At 67.3% G+C, this 19,521-nt stretch carries 17 protein-coding genes; 7 read left to right on the forward strand and 10 right to left on the reverse strand.

The window, feature by feature from the left end; translation table 11 throughout:
- Positions 1 to 7: 7 nt before the first annotated feature.
- The 4 genes from OH802_RS03570 to OH802_RS03585 all read left to right on the forward strand — a co-directional run bounded on the left by OH802_RS03570 (position 8) and on the right by OH802_RS03585 (position 4,010).
- Positions 8 to 718, forward strand: coding sequence for a molybdopterin-dependent oxidoreductase (locus OH802_RS03570; RefSeq protein ID WP_406025172.1), 711 nt, complete (start codon positions 8 to 10; stop codon positions 716 to 718).
- A 55-nt stretch (positions 719 to 773) separates the two neighbouring features.
- Positions 774 to 2,375, forward strand: a complete 1,602-nt coding sequence (locus tag OH802_RS03575; protein ID WP_378679376.1) for a DHA2 family efflux MFS transporter permease subunit — start codon at positions 774 to 776, stop codon at positions 2,373 to 2,375.
- A gap of 74 nt (positions 2,376 to 2,449) precedes the next feature.
- On the forward strand, positions 2,450 to 3,229 hold the full coding sequence (locus OH802_RS03580; protein WP_406025174.1) for an endo alpha-1,4 polygalactosaminidase: 780 nt from the start codon (positions 2,450 to 2,452) through the stop codon (positions 3,227 to 3,229).
- 220 nt (positions 3,230 to 3,449) lie between these two features.
- Complete coding sequence (locus OH802_RS03585; protein WP_406025176.1) at positions 3,450 to 4,010, forward strand: hypothetical protein; 561 nt, start codon at positions 3,450 to 3,452, stop codon at positions 4,008 to 4,010.
- Between the two features lie 62 nt (positions 4,011 to 4,072).
- Here the strand turns inward: OH802_RS03585 and OH802_RS03590 are convergent, their stop codons facing one another.
- The 4 genes from OH802_RS03590 to OH802_RS03605 all read right to left on the reverse strand — a co-directional run bounded on the left by OH802_RS03590 (position 4,073) and on the right by OH802_RS03605 (position 8,431).
- Positions 4,073 to 4,441 (reverse strand): hypothetical protein, encoded by a 369-nt coding sequence (locus tag OH802_RS03590; RefSeq protein ID WP_406025178.1) that lies wholly within the window; start codon positions 4,439 to 4,441, stop codon positions 4,073 to 4,075.
- Between the two features lie 533 nt (positions 4,442 to 4,974).
- Positions 4,975 to 6,528, reverse strand: coding sequence for a hypothetical protein (locus OH802_RS03595; protein WP_406025180.1), 1,554 nt, complete (start codon positions 6,526 to 6,528; stop codon positions 4,975 to 4,977).
- Positions 6,528 to 6,977, reverse strand: coding sequence for a hypothetical protein (locus OH802_RS03600; RefSeq protein WP_406025182.1), 450 nt, complete (start codon positions 6,975 to 6,977; stop codon positions 6,528 to 6,530). The genes OH802_RS03595 and OH802_RS03600 overlap by 1 nt, the downstream gene beginning before the upstream one ends.
- Positions 6,978 to 7,270: 293 nt before the next feature.
- Positions 7,271 to 8,431: a hypothetical protein gene (locus OH802_RS03605; protein WP_406025184.1), complete on the reverse strand. Its 1,161-nt coding sequence runs from the start codon at positions 8,429 to 8,431 to the stop codon at positions 7,271 to 7,273.
- A 317-nt stretch (positions 8,432 to 8,748) separates the two neighbouring features.
- On the opposite strand from OH802_RS03605, the gene OH802_RS03610 reads away from it, so the two are divergent.
- Entirely contained in the window at positions 8,749 to 9,360 is a 612-nt protein-coding gene (locus tag OH802_RS03610) for a hypothetical protein (RefSeq protein WP_406025186.1), read from the forward strand.
- A 16-nt stretch (positions 9,361 to 9,376) separates the two neighbouring features.
- Here the strand turns inward: OH802_RS03610 and OH802_RS03615 are convergent, their stop codons facing one another.
- From OH802_RS03615 to OH802_RS03625, 3 genes are all read right to left on the reverse strand, one after another.
- Positions 9,377 to 9,760, reverse strand: a complete 384-nt coding sequence (locus OH802_RS03615; RefSeq protein WP_406025188.1) for a hypothetical protein — start codon at positions 9,758 to 9,760, stop codon at positions 9,377 to 9,379.
- Positions 9,761 to 9,828: 68 nt separating this feature from the next.
- The gene (locus OH802_RS03620) at positions 9,829 to 11,118 is read right to left on the reverse strand and encodes a cytochrome P450 (RefSeq protein ID WP_406025190.1); all 1,290 of its coding nucleotides are present in this window, start codon (positions 11,116 to 11,118) and stop codon (positions 9,829 to 9,831) included.
- The gene (locus OH802_RS03625; protein ID WP_406025192.1) at positions 11,105 to 11,410 is read right to left on the reverse strand and encodes a hypothetical protein; all 306 of its coding nucleotides are present in this window, start codon (positions 11,408 to 11,410) and stop codon (positions 11,105 to 11,107) included. Before OH802_RS03625 ends, OH802_RS03620 begins: the two co-directional genes overlap by 14 nt.
- 164 nt (positions 11,411 to 11,574) lie before the next feature.
- Between OH802_RS03625 and OH802_RS03630 the strand changes: the two genes are divergently transcribed.
- Together OH802_RS03630 and OH802_RS03635 are read left to right on the forward strand one after the other, a co-directional pair.
- The gene (locus tag OH802_RS03630; protein ID WP_406025194.1) at positions 11,575 to 12,777 is read left to right on the forward strand and encodes a sensor histidine kinase; all 1,203 of its coding nucleotides are present in this window, start codon (positions 11,575 to 11,577) and stop codon (positions 12,775 to 12,777) included.
- On the forward strand, positions 12,774 to 13,466 hold the full coding sequence (locus OH802_RS03635; RefSeq protein ID WP_406025196.1) for a response regulator: 693 nt from the start codon (positions 12,774 to 12,776) through the stop codon (positions 13,464 to 13,466). Before OH802_RS03630 ends, OH802_RS03635 begins: the two co-directional genes overlap by 4 nt.
- A 6-nt stretch (positions 13,467 to 13,472) precedes the next feature.
- Here OH802_RS03635 and OH802_RS03640 read toward each other — a convergent pair whose 3' ends face one another.
- The 3 genes from OH802_RS03640 to OH802_RS03650 all read right to left on the reverse strand — a co-directional run bounded on the left by OH802_RS03640 (position 13,473) and on the right by OH802_RS03650 (position 19,399).
- Entirely contained in the window at positions 13,473 to 15,557 is a 2,085-nt protein-coding gene (locus OH802_RS03640) for a DEAD/DEAH box helicase (protein WP_406025198.1), read from the reverse strand.
- Positions 15,558 to 15,570: 13 nt separating this feature from the next.
- Complete coding sequence (locus tag OH802_RS03645) at positions 15,571 to 17,214, reverse strand: ABC-F family ATP-binding cassette domain-containing protein (protein WP_406025200.1); 1,644 nt, start codon at positions 17,212 to 17,214, stop codon at positions 15,571 to 15,573.
- A 517-nt stretch (positions 17,215 to 17,731) separates the two neighbouring features.
- The gene (locus OH802_RS03650) at positions 17,732 to 19,399 is read right to left on the reverse strand and encodes a M4 family metallopeptidase (protein ID WP_406025202.1); all 1,668 of its coding nucleotides are present in this window, start codon (positions 19,397 to 19,399) and stop codon (positions 17,732 to 17,734) included.
- Between the last annotated feature and the right edge of the window lie 122 nt (positions 19,400 to 19,521).

The raw sequence follows: 19,521 nt of genomic DNA on the forward strand, positions 1-19,521 counted from the left end.
GGCTGACATGACCGAGACCACTCACCCACGGGCCGCCCTCCCACCTGGACAGCGGCGCATCGACTTCTTCCCGCGCTTCGGCCGACGTGTCGACCAAGCCCCACCGACGGCGCCCGAACATCCGACGGTGGTGTTCGGCGGAGCGCTCACGACGCCGATCGAGATTGCCGTGGAAGAGCTCGTCGGCAAGGATCGTCGCGACCTCCACGCCGACTTCCACTGCGTCGCCGGATGGTCGGTGACCGGCCTTCAGTGGGAGGGCGTCGCCTTCGCCGAGGTCTATCGGCGCTACGTCGCACCCGCCCTCGCACCAGGCACGATCGCCACCCACGTACGCGTGCGCGGCCTCGACGGCGAACACTTCGTGGCCGAGCTGGACGATCTCCTGGCCGACGACGTACTCCTCGCCGATCGACTCGGCGGCCGGCCGCTCGACGGCGATCACGGCGCCCCGCTGCGACTGGTCAACCCAGCGCAGTACGGGTACGCCAACATCAAGCACGTGTGCCGCATCGACGTGCTCACCGGCGCGCCGCAGGCGGGTTCACCGGCGCTGGTCGACCGGTTGCTGCAGTCCCACCCGCGGGCGCGGGTCTGGGAGGAGGAGCGCCACGGCACGGTGCCCGGTTGGCTGATCCGCCCGATCTACCGAGCGATCAAGACCGTCATGCTCGCCACGGCTCGCCGCAGAAGGACAGCGGGTGAGCCAGGTCACTAGTCAAAAGTAAATAATGGCTAGGGGACCTATCAACCCACACGTAGGCTGTCAACCCGTGACAGACATTTCTGCCAAGAAGGCACCGGACGATCACCTCGACAAGAGCGTGCTCATCGTCGCGGGCGTCGTCGTACTCGGATCGATCATGTCGATCCTCGACATCACCGTTGTCTCCGTCGCGCTGGAGACCTTCCAGCGCGAGTTCGACGCCACCTCTGCCGAGGTCGCCTGGACGATGACCGGCTACACCCTCGCCCTGGCGACGGTGATCCCGCTGACCGGTTGGGCCGCCGACCGGTTCGGCACCAAACGCCTCTACATGACCGCGATCGTGCTCTTCGCGCTCGGCTCGGCGCTGTGCGCGCTGGCCACCACGCTGCCGATGCTGGTCGGCTTCCGCGTCCTGCAGGGCCTCGGCGGCGGCATGCTGATGCCGCTCGGCATGACGATCCTGACCCGCGCCGCTGGCCCCGAGCGGGTCGGTCGCGTGATGGCGATCCTGGGCGTACCCATGCTCCTCGGCCCGATCCTCGGCCCCATCATCGGTGGCGCGCTGATCGACTCGGCGTCGTGGCACTGGATCTTCCTGATCAACATCCCGATCGGCGTCGTCGCCCTCGTGTACGCCTGGCGGGCGCTGCCCAAGGACCACGTCGAGCCGTCGCAGTCCTTCGACTTCCTCGGCATGGTGCTGCTGTCCCCGGGTCTGGCGCTGTTCCTCTACGGCGTCTCCTCGATCCCCGAGGCCGGCACGCTGCTGGACACCAAGGTGCTCTCGTTCATGGTCGCGGGCCTGGTGCTGATCGCCGCGTTCATCCCGTGGGCACTGTCGTCCCGCAACGACCACCCGCTGATCGACATCCGTCTCTTCGGCAACAAGGAGCTCACCGTCGCGGTGATCACCCTGTCGATCTTCGCGATGGCGTTCTTCGGTGCCTCGCTGCTCTTCCCGCTCTACTACCAGCAGGTACGCGGCGAGGACGCCCTCCACGCCGGTCTTCTGCTGGCTCCGCAGGGTCTGGGCGCGATGGTCACGATGCCGATCGCCGGCATGCTCGCGGACCGCACCGGCCCGGGCAAGGTCGTCCTCAGCGGTCTCACCACGATCGCAGTGGGCATGTTCATGTTCTCGCGGCTCGACGAGGCCACGCCCTACTGGTACCTCCTCCTGTCGCTGTTCATCATGGGCCTCGGCATGGGCGCGACGATGATGCCGACCTTCGCCGCCGCCCAGGCGACGCTGCGCGAGCACACCATCGCCCGAGGTACGACTCTGGTGAACATCGTCCAGCAGGTCGCTGCCTCCGCCGGCACCGCGCTCTTCTCGGTGCTGCTCACCAACGCGCTGACCAGCAAGGAGTCGATCTCCACGGCGGATGACCTCGCCGACAAGCTCGGGGTCTCGACCGGTGGTCTGGAGTCGTTCATGGCCGATCCGGCCAACCAGCAGAAGGTCGGTGAGGCTGCCGCTTCGCTGGGTCTCGACCCGGCCAAGCTGCCCGAGGTCTTCAAGGCCATCCCAGTCGAGATGGCCGAGGCGTTCTCGACCACCTTCGTGATCGCCGCGATCCTGGTGCTGGTCACGCTCATCCCGGCGTGGTTCCTGCCCAAGAGCAAGGCCGAGCACGGAGCCGCCGCTCCGACGGTCCTCCACTGATCCGCTCACGTACGCAGGGCCGGGCTGCCACTGGCAGCCCGGCCCTCGTTCTACTTGTCGGTCTGTTCACCCTGGTGGGTTGCGGCTCCCCTTCTGTCGCACTCCCACCGACCGAAGGCGCCTTCGACTACCAGCTCGGAGCTGCGGCCGATCAGCTGACCGACGGCACGCCTCTCGATGTGGTCGTACGCGACGCCACCGCCACCCCGCTCGAGGACGCCTACAACGTCTGTTACGTCAACGGCTTCCAGACCCAGCCCGGCTCCGACTGGTCCGATCGCCCGTCCGCGCTGCTGCGCAACTCCTCCGGCGATCCCGTACGCGACCCCGACTGGCCCGACGAGATCATCCTCGACCCCTCCACCGCCTCTGCTCGCGCCTCGATCCTCGAGGTGATCGAGCCGGTCATCGAGGGCTGCGCGGACGACGGCTTCGATGCCGTCGAGATCGACAACCTCGACACCTGGACCCGCTTCGATGCGATCTCGAAGGACGGCGCCCTCGCCCTGGCCTCCGCATATGTCACCGCCGCCCACGACCTCGGGATGGCGATCGCCCAGAAGAACGCCGCCGAAGCCGCCCGCCCTGCCCACGACGACCTCGGCTTCGACTTCGCCGTCGTCGAGGAGTGCGGCGCCTACTCCGAGTGCGCCGCCTACACCGACGTCTACGGCTCGCATGTGCTCCAGATCGAGTACCCCGACTCGCTAGCCGAAGCCGACCTCTCCTTCGCCGACGTCTGCGCCGATCCCACCCACGCCCCGCTCACCATCCTCCGCGACCGCGACCTCGTAGGACAGGACGACCCCGCGTACGTCTATGACGAGTGCCGAACGCCAACGCAGCACGGTTGACACAAACGGCCGCATACCAAATCAGACATGTTTACATGACTCTATGACAGCACCATCTCAGGCGTGGCGTCTTCGCCGCCGAACGGTTCGACCCCATCAGGCGCTTACCCGAGTTGAATGAGTTCGCACCGCGCTGCGAGCGTGTCGAGACAGACGCGTTCCCGTCCCCGACGAACGTGAGACGATGCCCGCGTTCACGGCAGTCACTCGAGGGGATGTCATGTCAGATCAACAGAGCATTGACCAAGCCAGCGTTCGGTCGCCAGCGAGCGCGATCGAGCGCCCGAAGACCCTCAGACTAGCCGTCATCGGGATGTGGATCGGCGCGGCACTGGCCGGGTTCAGCGTCCTCGTCGTGTATGTCGAGATGCTCGCGATAGTCGCGAGCAACGACGCGCGACTTGAGGAGAAGTACGGGGACAACTACGTCCGCATGGACAGCCTCTCAGAGGCCGGCATCTGGATGTCCGTTGGCATTGCCGCAGCCTGGGCGGTGGTCGAGATCGCGTTGTGGATCACAATGGCGTTCACCAACCGAAACGGCTTCGGATGGGCAAGAATCGCGGCGACCGCCATGGGAGCCATGGGCCTTGTTTTCGCAGTGGGCAACTTCGCACTATCGATAGCTCAGGAAAACCTCGTCGCAGTCTCCGTGGCTTACAACCTTGCGAATCAGACGTTGACCATCGTCATCGTCGTGCTGCTCTGGCTGCCGGCTTCGACCGCTTACTACAGCGCCAAGAAGTACGAGCGAGCAACCAAAGTGGTCGCCCAACGGTAACTTTGCCGGGGGCCGTCGGGTTCCACGGACCAGGTGCGTTGCGGAATGAGCGGCAATCGGCATCAAAGGCTGGGCTGCTGCTTCACACCTTCGAAGACCCCGTTAGAACTCTCTGGGGGGCAGCCAGGATTCATTTCCGTGTGCTTGGATGGATCGCTGGGGTTGACACAAATTCCGTAGGTATCCCCGCGCTGCATACTCTTGCGGTAGATGCTGGTCTTGCCATAGAACGTTTGCCCATCGAAGTCGTATCGGTAGACAACGATGTATGAGCTCCCCGCATCTGTTAACTCGAGCACTTCGGCGCTGCCTTGCTCAGTAAGTGCGCTTGCATCGTCTCCGTCGCGGGTGAAGAGAAACCACACAACTCCGACGAAAACAGCGACCACAGCGGCTAGGGAGCCGACCCCGATCAGGACCCATTTGAGCACACGCATCTCCTATCCGAGCAACTGCAGGCTGGACAACAACGATGAGGCTAGCCGACGACCAGTCTCGGTGTCTGTGACGGCGACATGGACGAGGTACGTCGCGGCGCTGCCCGATGCGGCCAGCACAGCGTTGTGCAATTGGACTCCTTCACGGATCCCGTCCACAGGCATCTTGAATGCTGCGACCGCCCCGGGCACGTCAACCGACTCTGGCCGAGGTCGTTCTCCATCGGCAGGATGTCGCAGAGGCGCGCCTATTCGATGGGTCTCTGCGAGAAGGCGGTGTCGTACCCCATCGACCGACTCCCACGCGTCCGGGCGGACAGCGACGACGAGGCTGATCAGGCTGTTCCCATTGCCGATCCACTGCCACATTTCACCGTAGGTTCCCCGAGTGTAGGTCGGCGGCCCGAGCGGCGCCACTAGAGCGACATCGCCGAGATCGACGGCCCTTGTCGACACCGACGCAGCGTCATCGGCGTGACCAGTGGTCACAGCCCCGGACTCCCGCCAACTCCGACCGGTCGCATCTCTCATGCGACGTCAACAAACTCGGTCGTGTTCGGCGGCCGAACCAGCGTGCGTTGCGTTGCTGTTTGCTTCGCACCGCCATCAACTGGCCCAATCTCCTGGTCTGTCTGCGTAACGGTTGTCGCTCGAACGACCACCTGCCCATGGTCAATGGCGATATCCGCGGCACGGGACATGTCGCCCGACTTCAGCGCTTCCTCCATCTCGCCCCACATGACGTTATCGCGACTCATCTTGAGTTCGACGTCCCCGCCTCCTCCCGATCCAAGGCCCGGGATATCGAGGCCCAACTTCTGGTTCGCGATCTCGCCCGTCAGCGCACCCGTTAGACTTACCTCTTGAGGAGCGCCACGTGAGTTGGTCTTCACTTCCCCTGAGAAATCGAAAGCTCCACCCGCTTTCACGCCTGCTTCCGGAATGCCACCCTTTACATCCAACGACCCCTCAACTCTGATGCCGTATTCACGCTTCTCCTCGTCGTACCAGCCTTCAGCACGGGCACTGGTGCTGCTGCCGACGTATGGTGTCTCGAACCCGATATCGCCCTTCGCGTATAGGCCGACCTTTCGACTGGTCACATTCTGATCATTGATGTACTCGGCGAGCCCGGTGGGCATCGGTCGACCGGCGCTCCAACTAACATCCTTCACAGCGTCGTCGAGGCCGGCGAGAAACCGTTCAGCTTCCTCTTTGGATTTGAAAGTGATCTCGAAGTCCGTGAAGCCTCCAACACCGGCACTGGCCTCGACCTCGCCCTCCACTCCGAGGCCGACCCCGGCGCCCATCTTGAGCGACATCTTCACTTCCCCGTTCTGCATGACCCGATACTGCGCGGATCCCTCGAAGTCGGCCGTGAGGAATTTGTAGACCGGAACGCTCCCTTCGAGATACGTCATGATCGTGTCGATGGCAATTTCGCCACCGAGCAATGCGGCGATCTCCTCTGGACTCATGCTGTCGAGCGACGGCGGCAGTTGGGATGCCGCCGCTTCGTTGATGGTCCCATCGCCTCCGCGGATCATTCCTGTGGTCACGTCCGCCATCGACTTGGCGAGGCCAACGTCGGCGACCTCAGCACGCTTGAGCGCCTTCTCGATTCGATCGGCGAGTTCCTTCGCTCGGATCGCCTGGTCCGCCAGCGCCTCCTCGTAGCGGCGCTCGTCCCCGAAATCGTAAGACGGTCCCATCGGATCTGGCCGCTCGAGCTTGGGCGGCTCGACCTCGCCAGTCTGATGGTTCACCTTGTAATCCTCGCCCGACGCGTCGTCGAGGACCGCGTGCAGGTCATCCTGCGCACCCTTGATCTCTTTGCCGGCTTCCTTCGCGGCGAGCGCAAGATCGGAGAGCTGAGCAGCGATGTCGTTGAGCTTTAGCCGCTTATCCTCGTAGGTCTTCATCGCTTCGGCGCGAGCAGGTGCAACCCAGGACTCAGGGGGCTTGGCATCGTTGATCTCGTCCTGAAGCCTCACCACGATCGTACGTTTGTCGTAGAAGTACTCGGCCAGGCTGTCGATGACGCTCGGCTTCCACGCCAGCACCTCAGCAATGGTGACCATCAGAGATCGCCGCCGTTCATACGCTTATCGAGGTAGGCGGTGCGGTCGCTGGGGGAATCACGCGGGTCGAAGACTGCCGGGCCACGGCCCACCGTGATCCCTGAGGAGCCATCCTGGAACCCGTGGCTGATAACGGACTCTTGCTTGCTGCCCTCATCTGCCGCTTGTTGATCGGCGGTCTCGTACTCTTTCGTCGCCTTACGCAAGGCCTCCCCCTGCTCGGTCGCGCCTTCGCACCAAGACTTGAACCGAACGTGAAGCTCATTCGTCAGTTTGGCCACCTGACGCGTTGCCGCACCGCCCGGCAAGGCTGTCGCCACCTCAGGGACGCGGTCGGCCGGGTTTGCGTTCTCGACTTGGTCGCTCGCGTCGTCCCACGCGGCCGCGGCACGCCGCATGTCCGACGGTGCCACTCTGATCGTCTCTGCCGGATTGCTGTCGATCAGCACGGCTTGCTCCCAGATGCCTCACCTGCAGCCTCAAAGCTGGCAACCGAGCCACCGGTCGGCTCAACCAACCTCGCCACGAACGTCGTTCTGGTATTGGTGCGCATAGAAACCCCCGAGATTTAGCCGCACTTGACACCTAGGTCTTACCCCGCGCCCGAAAGTCTAAACGTAAAATTTGGACATTGTCAGGGTCAGATTAGGCGCAGGCCGAGGAGCGTCGCCGCTGTCGACGCAGGCCGGCTATGGCATCCCCGAAGTAGTACTCGGAGCACTGTGTCAGCGGGACTCTGGTACTAGCTGCGGCGGCTCTTGTCGTCTCCGGTGTCATCAACCTGCGGAGCGTTCGGGACCCAGCCGCGGGATGCGTTGGGGTCCAGGACGTCGCTTGCGGTCTCGGTCCAGTCGTCCGTGTAGTCGGCTTCCCACTCTTGGTTCTGGCTGCCGTTCTGGTCCCGCTTCTTGGCGCCGCGGCCACCCGCTGCACCGGCTCCGCCTCGGCCACCAGCACCGCCCCGGCCGGCGCCACGCCCTCCAGCACCGGCGCCACGCGCGCCGGCTCCCGTGCCACGAGCACCAGCGCCGCGAGCGCCTGCACCAGCACCTGCGCCGGTGCCCGCGCGGGCACCGGCAGTACCGGCCCTGGCGGCTGCGGACCGGGCAGCGGCTGACCTCGACGCAGCACCGGTATTTGCTGCCTTCGCAGACGCACCAGCGGAGAGCTTGCTGGCGATCGCCTTGGCCACGCCGGCGCCGAGCAGGGCGCCGCCGCCAGCAATCGCGAGGGCGGACATCCCGCCCGTTCCGCCCGCGAGCGGTGCGAGGCCGTCTGCGGTTTCGACCATCGCGTACGAGGTCGCGGGAGCGGGGGTGCCGTCGGCGTTGATCCACTCAGTGCCGTTCCACTCGGGCTTGTTCTCGGCCTTGTGCGCCTCGATGTTGGCCTTCTCCTGAGCGATCAGCTCGTGGCCCCAGCCGTCGGGGTAGAGGGTGCCGGAGTTGTACTTCGCCATGCTCGCCTGTGCGGCCGCCACCTGACTCGCCGAGCCCGGCTGTGACGAGGTGCCAGGGGGCAGCGCGTTGGAGTCGCTGCCGTCGTCGTACAACGCGCGTACCTTTGGCTCGGCCTCCTCGACGGAGACATCGACGGCCTGAACCCTCTGCGCAGCTTCTCGCTCGGCGTCGGCGATCGCTGCCTCCGCCTTGGCGTAGTCCTGCTTGGCGTCGGCGTACTTCTGCTGGTTGGCCGTCGCCTCGGCGGCCGATGTGCCACCACCAGGTTTCGTATTGAAGGACGACTCCGGTGGCACTGGATCGTGAGCGGCCGGGAGCGTCGCTTCTAGCGCCTTGTGGGCTTCCTGAGCGTCTTTCATCCGGTCACGAACAATCCACAGCGCCGCGGTGGCCTCCTCGAGCACGTCGCGCTTCTTGTTGGTCTCCTTGCCCGACGTCTCCATGTCACGTCTTGCGGCGGCGCCCGACAACGACGTGTCCGAGAACCCGTCCTCAACCCGTGGAGCGTTGCTGATCATGGCGTTGCCCGCCGCATCAAACCGGTCGGTGGCACGTTCCCAACTTCTAACCATCGCCTCGATCGCCCCCGGATCGCTCCCCCGCACGTAGTCGCCGAGGCGTTGCATCCATGGACCCTTGACCGTCATCGTCCCTCCCGAGGACTCAGTTGGGGCGCCGAGCGGCCCCTTTACAAAGTAGACAATATGGGCGCACGCGGCGCCAGTCCCGCCCATTCGCTTGCTGCTCTAGAGTCTTCCCCATGACGACCTCTCGGACGCTCGCGGTCAGCGCGTTGATCCTGACTACTGCTCTCACCGGAACCAGTTGCGCGTCGTCCGCCGGAAGCGGCACGGAGTCTCCGAGCGCCCCAAGCGGTAGCGCCACTGCCAGCGAGTCACCGACGTCACCTTCCGTTCCGAGCGACTGGCAAGAGGTGTCGGTCGACCCGGCTCAACTCCACGTTCCGCCGGATTGGACCGTCGAGCCTGGCGGGGCCGAGACCGTCTCGATGGTCGCCCCTGAAGACGACCTCGGCTACTCGCCAGGGTTCGGCAACCTTCTCGCCAGCAATCTTGGGGGTGGTGGCGACATGGCGTCCAACGTCGAGACGATCGCAGGATATGAGAAGGATCGACTGACGACCGCTGGCGCCGCGAATCTCAAGCGCCTCCCTGACGTCACCATCAATGGTGCGCTCTTCTACCACTTCCAGTACGAAAAGGATCGGACCTGGAACGACAGCTACGCCACCGTGACCGAGGATGGCCAACAGCAGATCACGGTCAACTGGGACTTCAACAAGAGCGACATCGACCGGAAGGGCGCTGACGCCCTGATCACCAAGGTTCTGCCGACCTTCGAGCTGCTCTGAGATCTGACAATGGCGGTCAGACTGCCAGGTACTTCCCCGGCCCAGCCTTGTCGAAGATCACGAGTGGATTGCTCATCAGGGCAACCGCCGAAGCGAACTTCTGCGCAGTGACCGCCGCATCGACGTCCGCGCCCTCAAGCGCGACCATCGCTTCGTGAATGCCGTCGCTGGTCGACTTCAGACCTTCCGCGGTCTCGCCGAGCGATCGGTCGATGTTCTGATGGCCCTTCACAACAACACCAGCGAGCCACTCACCACGTGCTGACCCGCCGAACATTCCGGCAACCGGGTCGATGAGCGCCTTTCGCTCCGAGATCACGAGTTCGCGCTCGTCGTTCAAGGCCTTCCGAGCGTTGTCCAACCTGACCGCGTCAACACTTACCTGACCGTTGTCACCCATGGTCCGCCCTCCCGAGGCTTCCGTACGCACCCCCGGCGGGTGCCTCAGTAGGAGTAGTACACCACGGCTCACAGGGCGACGGGCAGGGATGCGTAACCGCGGAGGATGCGGGTGGGGCGGCGTACGGGTTCGGCTGTGACGTGCAGGGTGGGGAAGCGCTCGAACAGCATGCGGAGGCCTACGCGGGTCTCGAGGCGGGCGAGGCTGGCGCCTAGGCAGAAGTGGGCGCCGGCGGAGAAGGAGAGGTGCTGGTCGGCGTTGGGCCGGGTGATGTCGTACGTGTCGGGGTCCTCGAACACCGACGGATCGCGGTTGGCGCCGCCTAGGACGACGGCGACGGCGGTGCCCTTGGCGCCGTCCACGCCCGCCACGCTCGTCGCGGAGTAGGCCTCGCGGACGGTGGCCATGACGGGCGGGTCCCAGCGCAGGGTCTCCTCGATGACGCCGTCGATCAGCGACGGGTCCGCCAGGAGGAGAGAGCGCTGGGACGGGTGAGCATCCAAAGCGGCCACCGCGTTGCCGAGCAGGTTGACGGTGGTCTCGAAGCCGGCCGCCAGGAGCAGGAGACCGAGGGCGTGGAGCTCGATGTCGTCGAGGTCGCCGGCGATCACCAGGGCGCTGAGGAGGTCGTCGCCGGGGTCGGAGCGGAGGCGGCGTACGTGGTCCTCGAACCAGTGGTGCAGGGACCTCATCGCGGTCTCGACCTGGGCGTAGTCGCGCCACGACAACCCCGGATCGAGGATGGCGGCGGCCTGGTCGCCCCAGCGCAGGATGTCGGCACGGTCCGCGGCAGGCACCCCCAACAGCTCGGCGATGACGGCGATCGGGAGCTTCGCGGCGTACTCCTCGATGATGTCGACGCGCCCCTCGCGCGGGTCGATGTCATCGAGCAGGTCGCCGGCGACCGCGGTGACCATCTCGGCCATCGAGCTGATCCTGCGGGCGGTGAACGCCTTCGAGACGTGCTTGCGGTAGCGGGTGTGCAGCGGTGGGTCGACGGCGAGCATCGACGGCGGGTCGACCGGGCCCAGGGCGTCGGGGGCGCTCACCTTGCCGAGCAGCCACCGAAGCGGCACGGGCAGCTCGCCCTGCCCGTCACCGACGCCGAAGTCGCTGCTGCGCAGGATCTCGTTGGCGGCGACGTACGACACCGTGCCGGCCATGAACGGGTTGATGTGGATCGGCCCGCGTGCTCGCAGACGGCCGTAGTCCGGCACGTCCCGCGACCACATCAGCTCGGCGAGCGGGTCGCCACGCCTCGACGCGAAGCTCAGCACCGCTCGGTTGATGCCCTGGGAGAGAGCCCAGCGGGCGTACGACCTCGGCCTCTCGATCAGTGCCTGTTCAAGCCGAGGCATCGGCCAGCTCCTCGCGGAACTCGTGAGTGCCGATCCGGCCCATCAGCGGCGCGAGGCTGGCCAGCAGGTCGGCGAAGGTGGCCTCGTACTCCTCCTGCGACAGCGTCGGGTCGAGCTGCGCTTGGAACCGGATGCGCCACCGGTGCCGGAGTGCCTGAGCCAGACGCTCCGGGGTGCCGAAGGCCTCGGCATAGGCCGGTGACCACGGCAGCCGGCGCGCGAAGCCGGATCGCAGCTCCGCCTCGGCCTCGTTCAGCAGCCGGTAGCGCTCATGGGTCTGGTTCCACGTCATCGTCCTCACCGTCTCCGTCGTCGTAGCGATGGTTCGACGCTACGGATCGGCCACACCTCGGCGCATCGGCCGCTGGCAGGCACCTGCGTTCCTACCGTGGTAGGAGAGCGGCCGCCTGCCGTGGTCGGATGCGATGCGAGTCACGCGTTTCTAGACTGAACGGCATGAGTGTCCAGGACTCGGCTCGCGATGTGCGTGACTTCCTGGAACAGCGCTGCCGCAGCAAGAACCTCGACATCCCCTGGTGGGCGCCGCTGCTGTCGGCCTTCGGGCTCGTCGCGATGGTCACCGTGGCGGTGCTCCAGCGCGAGGCCGCCGGCGACATGGTCCTCGCCGGCCTGGTCATCGTCGTCCCGTCGCTGAGCATCTTCTTCATCCCGAACACCGGCGAGTGGCTCAAGAACCACATGTGGGCGGTCGACCTCGTGCCGACCCTGGCCGGGTCGGCCTGGCTGATGTCGCAGCCCGCCTCCGCATTCTGGGGACAGCACGACTTCGCGCCGGCGGTGCTGGTCCCGCTCACCCTCGAGATGGTCGTCCGGGAAGGCTTCCGGACCGGGACTCTCTACGCGATCGCCTCCGCCGTGGTGATGGGGGTCTTCGCCTCGGACACACCCAGCGGCATCGGGGTCCACTTCCTGCTGCTCTTCGTCGGCTGGATCCTCGGGCTGCTGATCCTCGCCCAGATGCGGGCGCTGCGGGCCGAACGGCAGGCGCGGTCGCAGGAGCACGCGCGTGCGACGGAGGCTGAGCGCACCCGGATCGCCCGCGAGATCCACGACCTGGTGGGGCACTCGCTCTCGATCACCCTGCTGCACCTGACCGCGGCGCGGCGCTCCGTCGCCGAGGGGGACGACCCGGACGAGGCGGTGTCGGCTCTCGCCGATGCGGAAGCCGTCGGGCGCCGGGCGATGGCGGAGATCCGGCGTACGATTGGCGGGCTGTCAGCCTCCGGAGCGGGGATGACACCGCTCCCCGGGGCACCCGACGTGATTCGGCTCGTCGAGGAGGGCCGCAGCGCCGGGCAGTCGATCACGTTCTCGACCGCCGGCAACCTCTCCGAGGTCGACGCAGGTGTGGGGCTGGGCGTCTACCGGATCCTTCAGGAGTCCCTCGCCAACGCCATCCGGCACGCTCCGGGCGCACCCGTCTCGGTCTCCTTGGCAGTCGACGAAGGCGTACGCCTCTCGGTCGAGAACCCGCTCGTCGACCCTCGGCGCGGGGTCGGCGAGGGGTCCGGGCTGGCCGGCATGGCGGCCCGCGCCGAGCAGCTCCGCGGCCGGTTGTCGGCGGGCGCCGAGGAGTCGATGTGGAAGGTTGACCTGGTGATCCCACCGCACTGTCTCGTACGCAAGGCCCTCGCATGACGCCGGTCAACCCCGCCGCCAGCAACACAGCCTCGCCGATCCGGGTGATCGTGGTCGACGACCAGGAGCTCGTACGCAGCGGCCTGCGCCGCATCCTGCGACGGCGCGACGGGCTGGAGATCGTCGCCGAGTGCGGGGACGGCTCGGAGGTGGTCGCGGCTCTCGAGGCCAACCCGGCCGATGTCGTGGTCATGGATCTCCGAATGCGGCGGGTCGACGGGATCACCGCCACCGGTCTGGTGCGGGCGCTGCCGTCGGCGCCGCCGGTACTGGTCCTGACCACGTTCGACGAGGACGAGCTCGTCTCCGGCGCCCTTCGTGCCGGCGCCGCCGGCTTCATCCTCAAGGACTCTCCCGCCGAGGAGCTGGTCATGGCCGTACGCTCCGTCGCTCTCGGCGACGCCTGGCTCGACCCCGCCATCACCGGCCGCGTCCTGGCCACCTACCGCTCAGCCGTCGCACCGGCGTCGAGTGCCGTCGAGGTCTCCGAGCTCACCGACCGCGAGCTCGAGGTCCTCCGCGGCCTCGCCTCCGGCTGGACCAATTCCGAGATCGCCGAACGGCTCGTCATCTCCGAGCTCACCGTCAAGTCCCACATCGGCCGCATCTTCGCCAAGCTCGACCTCCGCGACCGCGCCGCCGCCATCGTCTTCGCGTACGACCACGGCATCGTCCGGCCGGCGACCTGAGGGACCCTACGTCGTCGTCGCCAGCACCAGCGGACTCACCGAGCCAGCGCCGGCGTCGAGGATGGTTCGGGCGGCGAGGGTGACGGTCCAGCCGGTCGCGATGCGATCGTCGATGAGGAGTACGTCGGCACCGGGCGGGACATCGGCGTGGAGCGAGAAGCGGCGGCCGATGGCGGCGACGCGCTGGGCGGAGTTGGAGGCGCCCTGGCCGGGGCCGACGTCGGGGTCGACGATGGCCCACGAGCCGAGGACGGGGACGCGGAGATAGCGCGAGAGGCCTTCGGCGAAGTCGCGGGTCAGGGTGGGGCGGGTCGATGACTCGACGTAGACGATGCCGCCGACCCGAGGACGCCAGTCGCCGAGGACCTCGACGACCGCCTTCACCAGCGGCACCGGGACCGGGCCGTCCTGCGCGGGTTCGCGGAAGAGGTCGCGCAGCGCCTGGCCGTAGCCGAGGTCGGTCAGTCGCGCGACCGCGCGGCCCTCGAGAGGCCCGTCCTTGATCTTGCCCTTGAGCGAGATGCCGAGCCGGTCGAGGCCGGTGGGCCACATCTTCTTCGGCTCCACGACCACGCCGGGGCGCGACAGCCGGGCCGAGGCCTCCTCGACCGCACCTTCGGAGACCGACGATGTGACCGCGAAGCCACCGCAGTTGTCGCACCGACCACAGTCCACGGCACCGGGATCGTCGAGCTGCTCGCGCAGGAACCGCATCCGGCACTGGTCGGTCGAGATGTAGGCGAGCATCGCATCCTGCTCGCGGCGGCGAGCCTCGGCGACCCGGGCGTACCGCTCCGCGTCGTAGTCCCACGGGACACCGGTCGCCTCCCAGCCACCGCCGACCCGGCGGGCGGCGCCGTCGACGTCGAGCACCTTGAGCATCTGCTCCAGGCGCGACCGCGACAGGTCGACGTACGTCTCCAACGCCTGCGTCGACAGGGCTCGGCCGGCCTCCGACAGGACCCCGAGCGTCTGGCGCACCTGCTCCTCGCGAGGGAACGCCAACGAGGCGAAGTAGGCCCAGATGTCGCGGTCCTCGATGCCCGGGAGCAGCACGACGGAGGCATCCGAGGTGCCACGGCCGGCACGGCCGACCTGCTGGTAGTAGGAGACAGGCGAGGAGGGCGCGCCCATGTTGACCACGAACCCGAGGGTTGCGTCGAAGCCCATCCCGAGCGCCGAGGTCGCCACCAGCGCCTTGACCTTCCCGGCGGCCAGCGACTCCTCCAGATCGGCCCGCTCGGCCGCCTCCGTACGCCCCGAGTAGGCGGCCACGTCATGACCGCGCGAGCGCAGATAGTCGGCGATCTCCTCGGTCGCGGCCACGGTCAGGCAGTAGACGATGCCCGACCCGGGCTGCTCGGAGAGATGGTCGGAGAGCCAGGCCAGCCGCTGCTCGGGGGTCTTCAGATTGACCACCCCGAGCCGCAGCGACTCCCGGTCCAGCGAGCCGCGCAGCACCAGTACGCCCTCGCCCATCTGCTCGGCGACGTCCGAGGTCACCCGCTCGTTGGCGGTCGCGGTCGTCGCGAGCACGGGGATCCCGTCGGGAAGATCGGCCAGCAGCGTACGGATCCGGCGGTAGTCGGGCCGGAAGTCGTGCCCCCAGTCGGAGATGCAGTGGGCCTCGTCGACCACCAGCAGGCCGCACTCGGCAGCCAGCCGCGGCAGCACCGCGTCGCGGAACTTCGGGTTGTTGAGCCGCTCGGGGGAGACCAGCAGGACATCCACCTCGCCGGCGTGGATGGCCTCCTCGATCGAGATCCAGTCCTCGGGGTTGGTCGAGTTGATCGTCACCGCCCGGATCCCGGCCCGCTGCGCCGCCGCGATCTGGTTGCGCATCAGCGCGAGCAGCGGCGAGACGATCACGGTCGGCCCGAGACCGGCCTCACGCAGCAGCAGCGTCGCCACGAAGTAGACCGCCGACTTCCCCCAACCCGTCTTCTGCACGACCAGCGCCCGGCGACGCTCGACGGCGAGCGCCGAGATCGCCGACCACTGGTCCTCACGCAGCGTGGCGTCATCCCGGCCCACGAGGGCCTGCAGATGCGCCTCAGCACGAGAACGTACGTCACCAGCCGGATCAGTCATGACCACAGGTCTATCAGGCACCTCCGACAGAGTCGCCCAACGGCAGCCGGGGCCAGTCGGACAGGTCATCCAGCATCTGGCGGTCGTGCGTGGCCACCACGACCGCGGCGGGCGTCGCCCGCAGCGCGGCCGTCAGCTCGTCGACCAGCCCGGCCGAGAGATGGTTGGTGGGCTCGTCCAGGATCAGCAACTGCGGTAGCGAGGCAAGCCGCAGCGCCAGCTCGAGCCGTCGCTGCTGCCCTTGGGACAGCCGCGCGGCAGGCGTACGCCTCGCCTCGGCGTCCACCAGTCCGGTCGACCGGAGCGACGGGATCGCCCGCTCCGGCACCACCCCGGCGGCGACCAGCTGACCACAGTGCTGGGAGTAGACCTCCGCCGCCGTCAGACCCGGCGCCCACTCGGGCTCCTCCTGACCGACGAGCGCGACCCGCACCCCTGACGATGTCCACACCGACCCCTCGGACGGAGGAAGTACCCCGCCCAGAACCTGCAGCAACGTCGACTTGCCCGCCCCGTTCGGACCGGTGACGACGAGCCGCTCGCTGCCGTCGAGGGCGAACGAGACGGGTCCGGACAGCCGCCCGAGCACGCGTACGCCTTCACACCGCAGCAAAGTCCCTCCGACATCCGAGGGGAGCACTGGGAACCGCAACGACATCGGCGGCTCCGGCACGGAGATGCGGTGCGCCTCGAGCGCCGCGAGGTCACGGTTGAAGGAGCGGACCAAGCCGGGCGCCCGGGTCTGTCGCTGATGCTTGCCGGTGCCCTTCGGTGGGCGCCAGCCGGTGCTCAGCCGGTCCCGCGCCGCCGAGACCGAGTCCTGCAGCCGCCGGTGCTCCTCTTGCTGAGCCGCGTAGTCCTGCTCCCAGCGCTCCCGGTCGCGGCGACGGCCCTCCTGCCAGCCCTGGTAACCACCGGCGTACGTCCTCGGCCGGCCGTCCTCGCTCGGGTCCAGGTCGAGGAACTCCTCGCCGACCTCGCGCAGAAGCGCGCGGTCGTGAGAGACGAGCACGACACCGCCGGCATGAGCCCGGACGCGGTCGGTCAGGAACGCCAGCCCCGACGCGTCCAGGTGGTTGGTCGGCTCGTCGAGCACGAGGAGGTCGTGGTGCGCTCCGAGCAGACAGGCCAGCCGCACCCGGTAGCGCTGGCCGACCGACAGCGTCGCCAGCTCTCGTCCGTGATCGGTGCACGCACCGAGCGCCTCGAGAGCGATCTGGACCCGGCGGCCGGCGTCCCAGGCGTCGAGCGTGGTCGCGCGCTCCAGCGCGGCGGCGTACCTCCCGCCGGAGTCCGTCGGGTCGTCCGACAACGCAGCGGCAGCGTCGTCGAGTGCGCGCAGCGCGAGGTGGGACTCGGCCAGAGCGGCGGAGGTGAGCGTGCCGACGGTGTCCCCAGGACGTACGTCCAGGGCCTGCTGCGCGATCCCGAGACTGCCGTGCCGTTGCACATGGCCGGAGTCGGGATCAAGCAGCCCGGCGAGGACGTGGAGCAGCGTGGTCTTGCCCCGGCCGTTCTCGCCGACGATGGCCAATCGGGACCGGTTGGCGGCGGAGACGGTCAGGGAGACGTCGCGCAGGACGGGGCGACCGCCGCGGGTGACGGAGATGTCCTCGGCACGCAGGTGGGCAGAGGTGTGGTGGGTCTGTACAGACACGAAAGTGAACTTCCAGCTCGCATACGGGAGCCGGGAAAGCGAGAGCCGCTACCCGGCTAGGAGGCAGCTGAACGATCGCGCCGTCGCGAGCGTCGCGAGGCGAGTGCGCCGGCAAGGCGCCGGCGTGCCGCATCGCGGCGCGCAGCAGGCGGGATCGTTCGGCTGTTTCCGTAGGGCCGGACAGCGGCGTGAGTATGCCTCGCAGCGCCGCCGTCAGGCGGCGGGGCGCAGGCGCATGTAGGCGATACCGGAGTACATGCCTCCAGGGTAGACAGCGACGACCCGTCCACGCGAACAGTTATTTCACCGAGTGCACAAGCAAACGCCGAGCCGGCGCTGTTGGTCCTCCCCCACGGGGACCCGCAGAACCGGCCCGGCATCTCCAGTATGCGTCCAATCGCCGAACCGGCATAACCACACGCCCGAATTCGTACTTTAGTTACCCAAAGCGGTCGACGGCGCCGCCTCCAGAAGGAAAACGACGCCGTCGGACGACTCTGTTGTCAGTGTGGCGAGATCAGCTCACCGAGACCGCGGTCCAGGTCGCCTCGACCGCCGCGACCTCGGGGCTGGAGGCACCGTAGAGGTCCGAGGCCGCCTTCACCGTCGCGTCGCGTGCGCCGGCGTAGTCGGTGGTCGAGGTGAAGTAGGTCGAGTTGGCCCGGAACCAGATCTGCTCCGCCTTGTCGCGACCGATCCCGGCGATCGTCGAGCCGTCACAGGTCGTGCTCGAGTGCTCGACCCCACCGATCGTCTTCGTGCCCGAGCCCTCGGAGAGCAGGTAGAAGAAGTGGTTGCCGACACCGCTGGAGTAGTGGACGTCGAGGTCACCGGTCGAGGACGACCAGCAGTTGACCGAATTGCCGTCGAAGGACGGGTTGTCCATCCGGCGCAGCGGGTCGCCACCGTCGAGGATGAAGGACTCACCGATCAGGTAGTCGCCCTGGTCCTCGGCGCTGTCGGCGTAGAACTCGACCGCAGTGCCGAAGATGTCCGAGGTGGACTCGTTGAGCCCACCGGACTCACCGGAGTACTCCAGGCCCGAGGTGTTCTCGGTGACGCCGTGGGTCATCTCGTGGCCCGCGACGTCCAGCGAGACCAGCGGTCCGTAGCCGACACCGTCGCCGTCGCCGTACGTCATCTTCTCGCCGTCCCAGAAGGCGTTGACGTAGTCGTTGCCGTAGTGGACCCGGTTGTAGGAGCCCGAGCCGTCGCCGAAGATGCCGTCACGCGCGTGGACGTTCTTGAAGTAGTCCCAGGTGACGTTGGTGCCGTACTGCGCGTCGGCCGCCGCGGTCGCCCGGTCGTCGTTGGAGCCGTTGCCGAAGGTCGTGGTCGGGCTCGTGACCACCGTCCCGGCGGCGCAGCCGAACCCGAGGAGCTGGCACAGCAGGCTGTCCTCGGCGTTGTTCATGTCGGTCGTGTAGGTGCCGCCACGGGTCTCGTCACGCAGCTCGTACGTCGAGCCGTTCTGCTTCACCTGCAGCGGGACGGTCCCGGAGTAGAGGGTGTTGCCCTCGCCGTCGATGGTGTGGATGCCCTCGACCCGGCGCAGCACCTTGCCGGTCTCCGCGTCGACGTAGGTCGCCAGGCGCGAGGGGGTGCCGTCGGCCTGCTTGCCCTTGGTGGTCACCCGCCACGCCAGCGTCGGGGTGCCGTCGACCGCGTCGACGACGAGCTCGGGTGCGTACTTCTTGTCGGCCTGGAGCTTGGTGATCTTCTTGGTGACGGCGTCCAGGGTCAGCGCGGCCTTGGTGGCCACGGCCCCGGTCACGGCCGGCTTCACCGAGAGGTCGAGCACCTTGGTCAGCCCCTGGGAGACCGAGGTCAGGGTGCCGGCCTTGCTCTGGTGGGCGACCAGGTCACCGCCGACGACCTCGAGGCCCTCGTACGTCCGGTTCATCCGGACATGGGTGGCGCCGTTGGTGTCCTTCAGAGTCACCACGGGCTCGAGCTCCTGGCCCGCGCCGACCTTCCAGGTCGACGGCTTGCTCATCAGCGCGCCGATCGCCTTGTCCGCGATCGACTCGTCGTCGATGACCTTCTGGGCTGCCAGGGTCTCTGGCGTGATGGTGGAGGCGGAGCCGGCAGGGGTCGCGCCGGCTGGACTTCCGAAGGAGGCGATGAAGGCAGTTCCTGCAACAGCGGCAGCGGTGGCCGCTCCCGCTACTCGAGCAATACGCATCGTGGGGTTCTCCTCGATTGTGGGGACCAGGATGAACGGAATCCTTGCACCCGAATCGATACCGCGAAGAAACAATTTCCTGCAATGCGGATTTATGAAGACGCCTCCCCGCGTAACTCCTT

Source organism: Nocardioides sp. NBC_00850 (genome assembly GCF_045207335.1).
In the GTDB taxonomy this organism is placed as follows: Bacteria; Actinomycetota; Actinomycetes; order Propionibacteriales; family Nocardioidaceae; genus Nocardioides.